Origin of the sequence: uncultured Brachyspira sp. (genome assembly GCF_944393015.1) — a bacterium.
Taxonomy (GTDB): domain Bacteria; phylum Spirochaetota; class Brachyspiria; order Brachyspirales; family Brachyspiraceae; genus Brachyspira.
This window is the reverse complement of the sequence record NZ_CALXYQ010000071.1, coordinates 1-10,341: the sequence shown is the minus strand read 5'-3', so window position 1 is coordinate 10,341 and position 10,341 is coordinate 1. Positions and strand designations below refer to the sequence as shown.

Sequence of the window (10,341 nt, the reverse complement as noted above, 5' to 3'; positions counted from 1 at the left end):
AGCTTAAAAATGAAGTCTATCGACGTAGGCAGACGTCGTATGGTTGTTTAGGTGAAAAAAAGAAGTGGGGTGTGAGGGCAAAGCCACCACAAACAATAAAATTAAAAAACTAAAATCGACAAACTTAAAATTTTTCAGTATATATAACATTAAATACAATTTCTAACAATTAATTATATATCTTATTATTAAAAAAATACAGAATGTTTCTTACAAAAACTTCATGCCCCCTCTTACTCATATAAAAATTAAAATAAATCTGTCAATCTAAAATCCCATATAATTAATACTAATAAAGTATAAACAAATCTTTTACTTATCTCTTTTTTGTTTTCACTCTTTTTAAAATCAATACTAATATTTACTTGCTCATCATATTCCCCCTGAATTTTTGATGTCATAGTAAAAATATCTTCGTCATTTGATGAAAATGAATAAGTTATAATACCATCATATCCTATTACATTACTAATATTCATTTTATATTTTTTAGTAAAATATTTAAAAGAACTATAAGTTGCATTTATATTTTTTATTTTATTTATTTCTTTTTCCAAATTATTTTTATCTAATTTTATAACTGTTAATTGATGTAAAGGCTGTGCTATTTCATAATCTTCAAGCTGTTTTCTCCATTTATTGATAGTGTCATCGTCCATTTCTATAGGACTTGCTAAACTTATAAAATTATTATCATTAATTTTTATTTCCTCATCTTCACAGTTCGAATAACTTCCATCTCCTGAATATCTGAAAGTTGTTATAAAATTAGAAGCTTTGTCATATAGATTCCATATCAAAGATGAAGCAAATTTATTCATCATAACATTATCAATAAAAATATCTTTGAATATATCATAACTGTATTTATTACCGTTTATTAATGTAATGGCTAAAAGATTAGAATTATTTTTAATAAACTTTTTTATTTCTTTTCTTAATTTTGTTATTTTTTCTTTTAACTTTTTATCAAGATTTTTAGGAATCTTTTTCAATTCTTTATTATTATTTATATCAAACAATCTCAAAGAATAATCACTATTCAAAATTAATTTATAATCTTCATTTAATACTTTTTCACATTTAGAATTAAATCCGAAATCAGTAGCATATCTTAATCTAAATTCAGTATAATCAATATTCATTATTTCAAGCAATTCATTAATTATTTTTTCTGCTTCGAGTCTAACTTCGGTTTTCTTCGTTGTCATAAATATTTTATATAATAATTTAAGTGCATATTTACTTTGATTATTTAATTTAATTATTATAAGCGAAAGTTTTGTGTCAAGTGATTTTTTATATATATTTTTTAAAGCTTCATCTCCTCCGTATAAACAATAAATAAAAGCAGCTGTTTCTTTGTTGGTTTCATCATAAATATTTTTAATAAACTTTATAAATGATTCTTTATCAAGCAAATTAACTATATTATCAATTTTTACTAATCTTTTAACATCTCTTTTTAGAGACAAATATTCCAAATATATATACTTTATAACATTAATATTAACTTCTCTTGATTTATCTTTTATTAAAACTTTGTAATCATTATTTATAAAGCTCACTTTTTTATCATCTTTTTTATTATAATTGTTTTCGATATACTTTTCTGCTTCTTCTATAGTTTTAAAATCATTTGTAACAGATGAAAGTACCAAAGAAAAATCACTTTCAAGTTTTTTTCTTAATGCCACAATTTTTTTATTTGTGTCTTTTAATATAGAATAGTATATTTCTTTGACATTATCTTTTGTGATATTTAAATAATTTTTATTAGAACCATAAAATGCCTGAAGATATGCTCTAATTCTTAAAGGCAATTTTTCATTATCATCGCATAATTCATTCATATTCAATATTTTATTTAAATCCCAATTTGCTAATGATTCATAAAAATCATAGTTTTCAGCATACTTAAACATTGAGTCAATTTTTTTTAAGTTTTTTGTATCCCATTTATCAAGCGGCTGATTAAATGAAAGAGTATCGCAAAACATAGCTTCCATATTTTTTACATTAGATACATTCCAACTATTTAAAGGCTGATTAAAATCCTTGCATTGTACAAACATCTCATGCATATTTTCAACTTTCGAAGTATTCCATTTATATAAAGGCTGATTGAATTTATAAGCTCTTCTAAATGTACCTTCCATAGTTTTTACATTAGATACGTCCCAATCATTAAGAGGCTGATTAAAAACTTCACACTCACAAAACATATAACTTAAATCTTCAACTTTACTGACATTCCAATTATTTATATTTTGATTAAATGATTTAGCATAATTAAACATAAAGCTCATAGTCTTAACATTTGAAGTATTCCATCTATATAAAGGCTGATTAAATTTTATAGCTGCCTGAAACATACCGCTCATATTTTTTACTTTAGATACATTCCAATTATTTAAAGTATGATTAAACTCTATTGCCCAAAAAAACATAAATGACATATCATCAACATTAGAAGTATCCCAATACTCTATACCTTCAAAATCTTTCCTTTCACTTTTATGAAAAAGATAACTCATATCAGTAATAAGGCTTGTATCTACACAACTAAGTTTTATACCGTCTGTAAATACTAAATTTTTTAATTCTTCTTTTGTTGATGGCTTGTGTTTCTTCATTAATTCCTCCTAATTTTAATACTGATATACATTGAAAATTTTACGTTCCGTCAAAAATTCGTTTTTTATCTTAATTATTTGCGGGGACTAGCCCCCGTGCCCCCAGTTCTTTTACCGACGCTCTGCGTGCCGTAGGCAAGGTACCTTTCGGTATTGGTATAAAAGAACCAAAAGAACTACATTTTTTAGTATAAATTTTAGGTTATACATAAACAATTATATTTTATCAAAAGTAAAGTTATATTTTTGTTTTGATATCTGGGGCTTTGCCCCAGACCCTACTTCTTTTGTTGCCACAAAGAAGCTATATCCTCGACAGGCTCGGATACGCTTCGCGAAAGGCTACATTTGGGTTTTAATTTAATAAATTATCTTACATGTAAGACAACTTTAGTATTATTTAGTACTAATTTCACACTTGCACTTTTTGGTTCTTTTTGCGGCGGGAAAAAGAACAACAAAAACATTGACAAACTTAAAAATTTTTAGTTTAATTAAAATAAATCTGTCAATCTAAAATCCAAAATCATCAATACCAATAAAGTGTAAATAAATCTTTTACTTACTTCTTCACCATTTTCATTAGTAAAATAAATATCTATTTTCACTCTGTCATGAAAATCAGTTTTAGAATTAACATTAGCATATATACTAAAAGTATCTCCATTCTTTGATTTTAATGAATAACTTGAAACTACATCATAGCCTATATATTCAGTATACATTCCATATCTTGCACCGAAAGCCTTGAAAGTACCATAAGCTATTTCTGAATTATCTATTTTTTCTAATTCGCTTTTCAAATTATCTTTATCTAATTTTATAATAGTTAATTGCTGTAAAGGCTGTGCTATTTCATAATCTTCAAGCTGTTTTCTCCATTTATTGATAGTTTCATCATCCATTTCTATAGGGCTTGCTAAACTTACAAAACTATTATCATCTATTTTTACTTCTTCATCTTCACAGTTTGAATAACTTCCGTCACTTGAATATCTGAAAGTTGTTACAAAATTATCATCTTTGTCATATAAATTCCATATCAAAGATGAAGCAAATCTATTCATAATAGCATTGTCAATAAAAATCTCTTTAAACAAATCATAACTGTATTTCTCGCCGCTTGATAATAAAACAGCCAAAAGCGAAGAAGTATTTTTCATAAAAGAAGGAATTTCTTTTCTTAATTTTGTTACTTCTTCTTTTAAATCTTCCGGAAGGTTTTGAGGTATTTTTTTAAGTTCCTTATTATTTTTTATATCAAAAAGACTCAAAGAATAATCACTATTCAAAATTAATTTATAATCTTCATTTAATACTTTTTCACCTTGAGAATTAAAACTGAAATCAGGAGAAAATCTTAATTCAAACTCATTATAGCTAATATTCATTTTTTCCATCACTTCATCAATCAATTTATCAGCTTCATAACTGACTTCAGATTTTTTTGTATTTGAATATATTTCATATAATACTCTAAGAGCATATTTACTTTGCATATTTAATTTAATTATTAATAGTGAAAGTTTTGTGTCTTTTTCTTTCTTATATATATTTTTTACTGCCTCATCTCCTCCATATATTCCATAAATAAAAGCAGCTGTTTCTTTATTAGTTTCATCATAAATATTTTTAGCAAAATTTATAAATGATTCTTTATCAAGTAAATTAACTATATTATCAATCTGCACTAATTTTTTAACATCTCTTTTAAGAAGCAAATATTCTAAATATATATATTTTAAAACTTTATTTTCAACTTCTCTTGATTTATCTTTTATCAAAACCTTATAATCATTTATAAAGCTAACTTTCTTATCATCTTTTTTATTATAATTATTTTCAACATACTTTTCTGCTTCTTCTATAGTTTTGAAATTATAATTATCTGTAACAGATGAAAGTTCCTCACTAAACTCGCTTTCTAATCTCTTTTTAAATGACAAAACTTTTTTATTTGTGTCTTTTGATATTAAATCATATATTTCTTTGACATTATCTTTTGTAACAGTTAAATAATCTTTATAAGAAGCATAAAATGCCTGAAGATATGCTTTAATTCTTAAAGGAAGTTCTTCATACCTTTTAAAACATAAATTACTCATTTCTGATACTTTATTTAAATCCCAGTTTGCTAATGAGTCAAAACAATTATAACCTTCGGCAAAGTCAAACATTCCAAACATTGTTTTTAATTTTTTTGTATCCCATTTATCCAAAGGCTGATTAAAAGATTCAGTACCTCGAAACATACATTCCATAGTTTTTACATTATAAACATTCCAGCTATTTAAAGGCTGATTAAATTTTAAAGCCTCATTAAACATCTGATTCATATTTTCAACCTTTGAAGTATTCCATTTATCAAGAGGCTGATTGAATTTGAAAGCATTTCTAAACATACCTTCCATAGTTTTTACTTTAGATACGTCCCAATCATTAAGAGGCTGATTAAAATTAACGCATATACTAAACATATAACCCATATCTTCAACTTTACTAACATCCCAATTACTTATATCTTGATTAAAAGCTTTAGCATAATTAAACATAGCCCTCATAGTTGTAACCTTTGAAACGTCCCACTTGTCTAAAGGCTGATTAAAACTTTCCGCTACCTGAAACATACCGCTCATATTTGTTACATTGGATACATTCCAGCTATTTAAAGGCTGATTGAATTTCTTACAATTATCAAACATTCTAAACATATCCTGAACATTAGAAACGTCCCATTTATCTAAAGGCTGATTAAAATCCTGACAATAATAAAACATGAAACTCATATGCTTAACTTTGGATACATTCCAATTATTAAGATTATGATTAAACTTAGCTTTAGAACGGTTTTCAAAACTATCATAACTCATATGAGCAAACATATAGGACATATCTTCAACATTGGAAACGTCCCAATCTTCTATGCCTTCAAAATCTTTTCTAGTGCTGTTATGAAAAAGCTCGCTCATATCTGTTATAAGACTTGTATCTACATCATAGAGTTTTATTCCGTCAGTATATACTAATTGTTCTAATTCTTGTTTTGTTTCAGGCTTGTATTTCTTCATCAATTTCTCCTCATAATAAGTTTACATAATTATAATACAGATTTATAGTATAATATATATCGTATAATTTTTCTAGATAAAAAATAATTTTATTTACTATACTAATAGTTTTATAAAAATAAATAAAAATTCTATATTATCACTGACAATTATTATTATATTAATATATTATATTACTGATATTGATGTAAATGTATAACTATGATAATTATTTTAATTTTATATAATTCTAGTCTATTTATATTTGGCATTATCTATTATTTTTTTATAAGGCATCAAAATATATTCATTCATTTTATTTTTCATTTTATTTTGCATTGAAGGAATAGAGATTAAAGCACCTACTAATTTTATCTGAAGCATTTTCATTCTCTGCTTCTGAGGGAAATCATATATATTATGTTTCTTATAATATTTATGATCCTCTTTCATAAGTCCCTGCATTACATATATTAAATCTCTGAATATTTTCATGCCTCCTACCCCATAGAAATTTTTAGGACGAGTGCATTTATTATCTATAGCATATTTCATGATAGATGACAATTTTTCAAGTTCATTATATATGTCTTTATTATCATCATTAGCGATATGAGTTAAAAAATTTCCTCCTACTTCTGCACGTGATTCTATAAGAGTCTGTAAATTATATTCGCTGTCATAATCACCGCTTATAATATATCCTATAGGCATGCCTTCTGTAACGGTTCTATGTCCATTGCAAAATTGTCTGTCTTCATAAAGTTTGAAACTAGAATGTGTATAATGATTTTCTATAGTGAACGCATATATTATTGCATCAGCCTTTTGTATCTCATTACGAAGAAAGTCATCGAATCCGTCTTTATAAACGCATTTACCTGTTATAGCACATCCGAAACAGCCTAAACATCCGCCATGAAAATTATACTCTCTTATATTTATCTCTCTAGTTTTATATGGAAAAATATTTTTAAAATCTTCTATAATGTTTATTAAATTCTCATCATCTTTTGAAGTATTGCTTAATATTAAAACATCTTTACTGCTGTCTTTATTCTCGATATTATTATTAAATCTTCTTTTATATATAATTTTATCTTTAGATTTTAAATTAATGCTTTGTGTATATAGATTATTTTCTATAGAAAATATTAAATAATTAAAAAAGTTTACGGCATCATTCTGCCCTTCTTTTTTCATCAAGTCTTCCATGTCAGCAGAAAGCCCTCTTATATATTTAAATCCTAAATCTAAACAATTTTCCTCCAAAAACTTATGAGCTGTTACATCATAAAAATGCTTAGATGTAGAAAACTGCGTTGCAAATTTATCTTTCACTTCTATATTATTTTCTTTTAATAATTCTATAAATCTATGCAATTGATAAGGTATTAAAAATGTATATACAGGATAAGAAAAAATTATTATATCTGCTTTTTCAAATGCTTCTTTTATTTCATTAAAATTTTTTTCATAATATTTTATTTTCTGCCCTACATTTAAAAATTCAAATTTATGTTCTATAAATAATTTCTCCAAAAATAATAATGTTTGTAATGTTATGCTGTTATTTCCTTTAGGACTTCCATTGATAACTAAAATATTCATAAATACTCCAAAATACAATATTAAATAATTATAATAACATAGAAAAAAATAACAACTATATTTAATAATTTAGAATATCAAAATTATTAAATATGCCTATATCGATTAACTAATAATTTTAATCAGTAAAATAACAAATAATAATTTTAGTAATAAAAAACTAATAAAATGATATATTTTTAAATTTGTATTATTATTTTATAAAAATAAAAAAAATATTGATTTTTTTACATAATTATAATATAGTTTTAACATTTATATAAAAAATATTTAAGGAAATATAAAATTGAAAATAAGAGAATTATCAAGAATAAGCGGAATATCACCGGCAACTATCTCAAGAATGCTCAAAGACCCAAATTCTGTAAAAGAATCTACTAGGAATAAAATTAATGATATTCTAAAAGATAATGATATAGATAAATACTTTAATACAAAATGTATAAAAAGAATAATGCTTATAATACCGGATTTAAGCAATACATTTTATTTAGATTTATTTAATGGTATAGTATCTGTTGTACAAAAAAATAATATACCATTTGAAATATACCTTACTAATGAATCTATAGAAGAAGAGGAAAAAATTTTCTCAAGAATAAAAACAAGCAGAGATATAGGAGTAATATGGGTTCCTGCTTCAAATAAAAGAGATAAATTACCTTATGATAAAAATACAAATTTAGTGTCATTAGTTGATAGGAATTTACAATTTGATAATATATATATAAAAAATTTATCTGACAATTTCAATGCAGCAAAAAAATCTACTGATTTATTGATAGAAGGCGGAGCAAAAAAACCAATAATCATAACAGGAAGTTTAGATCTAAGTAATGCCCAAGAAAGAAAAGAAGGATTTTTAGAAAGCATAAAAAATCATAACTTGGATAATGGCGTAAATAGAGTATATTATGGGGATTTTAATGATAGTGAAAGCGGTTATAATATCATAAAAAAATTAGTGAAAGAAAAAATTGAATTTGATTCTATACTAGCAGCTAATCAGATACTGGCAATAGGAATATTAAAAGCTTTGAATGAATTAAAATTATCAATACCAAATGATGTATCTATAATAACTTTTGATAAACTTGTAAATTTATATTCATTCTATGAAAATAATAATATATCCGAAGTGGTATTCCCAGCATTTGATATAGGAAGTAATGCAACATCTATGTTAATAGAACAAAAAACTTTTAATATTCAAAAACAAATATTCAATTATTCTGCTGAGTTCCATTTAAAAGGAAGTGAAAAAAAATAGGGATAAATTATGAAATATATAATAGGTATAGATGTAGGCTCTGGAAGTTCAAGGGCCGGAGTTTTTTCATTAGATGGAAATAGCCTAGGATTTGAAAGCACACCTATAAAATTACGCAAAATTGATGAGAACTTCGTTGAACAATCTTCTAATGATATATGGAATAGCGTATGTCAATCGGTAAAAAAAGTTATGTCAAAAGCTCAAATTAATACTGATGATGTTATAGCCATAGGATTTGATGCCACTTGTTCGCTTGTAGCTTTGGATAAAGATGATAAGCCTGTAAGCGTAAATAAAGACGGCATAGATGATTGGAATATAATAATGTGGATGGATCATAGAGCTATAAAAGAAGCAGATGAGATTAATTCAAAAAATTTCGATGTGCTAAAATATGTAGGCGGAAAAATAAGCGTTGAGATGGAAATACCTAAAATTTTATGGCTTAAAAGAAATTTACCTGAAAATTATAAAAGAGTTAAACAATTTTTTGATTTAGCAGATTTTCTTCAATATAAAGCATGCGGAAGCAATATAAGAAGTTCCTGTACTGTTGCATGCAAATGGACATATTTAGCCCATGAAAATAAATGGGACGAAGATTTTTTTAAGAGTTTAGATTTATATGATCTTATAGAAGAAAATAAAATAGGAAATATTATAAAAGAACCGGGCATATTTGCGGGCAATCTTACAGAAGAAAGCAGTAAAGAACTATGTTTATCTACAAATGTTAAAGTAGCTGTAGGTATGATAGATGCTCATGCCGGAGGACTTGGCTCATTAATAGGAAAAGCTGAAAATACACTTGTAATAGTAGCCGGTACTTCTGCATGCCATATGATGAATAGTAAAGAAGCAATATTTGTTAATGGAGTTTGGGGCCCTTATTATAATGCTATGGTATCAGGTATGTGGCTTAATGAAGGCGGACAAAGTGCTTATGGAAGTTTAATAGATTATAATATAAAAAAACATCCTTATTTTTATAACCTTATAAAAGAAGGAAAAACATTCAAAGATATATATCAAATTCTAAATGATGAAGTAAATAAATTAAAAAATATTAATAAGTTTTATATAAAAGACATTCATATACTTGATTATCATTATGGAAATAGATCTCCTATATCAGACCCTAAAGAAAGAGGTATTGAAATAGGTTTAGATATGTCAGAAGATATTATATCTATGGCAAAACTATATTGGGCAACTATAGACAGTGTATGTTTCGGAACAAGAAATATTATAGAAACTTCAAAAAATAATGGATATACTATAGACACTATAATAGTATGCGGAGGTGCTGCTAAAAATACATTATTTATGAGAGAGCTTGCTGATATATGTCAATGTAAAATATATACTGCAGGACATGAAGAGTCTGTAGTATTCGGCAGTGCTATTCTAGCTTCTATAGCTTCCGGAGAATATAAGAATTATGAAGAGGCATTATCAAAAATGTCTAAAAAAGGTGAATGTATAGAGGCTGATAAAACTATGAAAGAATATTTTGATAAAAAGTATCAAATTTATTTAGAGCTATATAAAGATAAATTAAAATACGAAAAATTAATGAGAGATTTTTAAGTTCATTAATATAATAAAAAATAGGCTGCCTGCATAAAACAGACAGCCTTTTTAATGAAGTTTAAGAATAATTAATTAATTTACAATTATTAAATTATTAATAAGCCTTCTTATATAAAGCCAATATATCATCTAATGTTACATCTCTAGGATTTCCGCCAGTACATACATCAGCTAAAGCGTC

At 25.5% G+C, this 10,341-nt stretch carries 5 protein-coding genes; 2 read left to right on the top strand and 3 right to left on the bottom strand.

The features are described 5' to 3' along the window. Positions 1-248 precede the first annotated feature (248 nt). From Q0K19_RS14260 to Q0K19_RS14250, 3 genes are all read right to left on the bottom strand, one after another. Complete coding sequence (locus Q0K19_RS14260; RefSeq protein ID WP_297249120.1) at positions 249-2,636, bottom strand: BspA family leucine-rich repeat surface protein; 2,388 nt, start codon at positions 2,634-2,636, stop codon at positions 249-251. 494 nt (positions 2,637-3,130) lie between these two features. Then, entirely contained in the window at positions 3,131-5,704 is a 2,574-nt protein-coding gene (locus tag Q0K19_RS14255) for a BspA family leucine-rich repeat surface protein (protein ID WP_297249118.1), read from the bottom strand. A gap of 234 nt (positions 5,705-5,938) precedes the next feature. Continuing rightward, positions 5,939-7,294: an NAD(P)H-dependent oxidoreductase gene (locus Q0K19_RS14250; RefSeq protein ID WP_297249116.1), complete on the bottom strand. Its 1,356-nt coding sequence runs from the start codon at positions 7,292-7,294 to the stop codon at positions 5,939-5,941. Positions 7,295-7,580: 286 nt separating this feature from the next. Between Q0K19_RS14250 and Q0K19_RS14245 the strand changes: the two genes are divergently transcribed. Then, positions 7,581-8,564, top strand: a complete 984-nt coding sequence (locus Q0K19_RS14245; RefSeq protein WP_297249114.1) for a LacI family DNA-binding transcriptional regulator — start codon at positions 7,581-7,583, stop codon at positions 8,562-8,564. Positions 8,565-8,573: 9 nt separating this feature from the next. Then, positions 8,574-10,157 (top strand): FGGY-family carbohydrate kinase, encoded by a 1,584-nt coding sequence (locus Q0K19_RS14240; protein ID WP_297249112.1) that lies wholly within the window; start codon positions 8,574-8,576, stop codon positions 10,155-10,157. Positions 10,158-10,341: the final 184 nt, after the last annotated feature.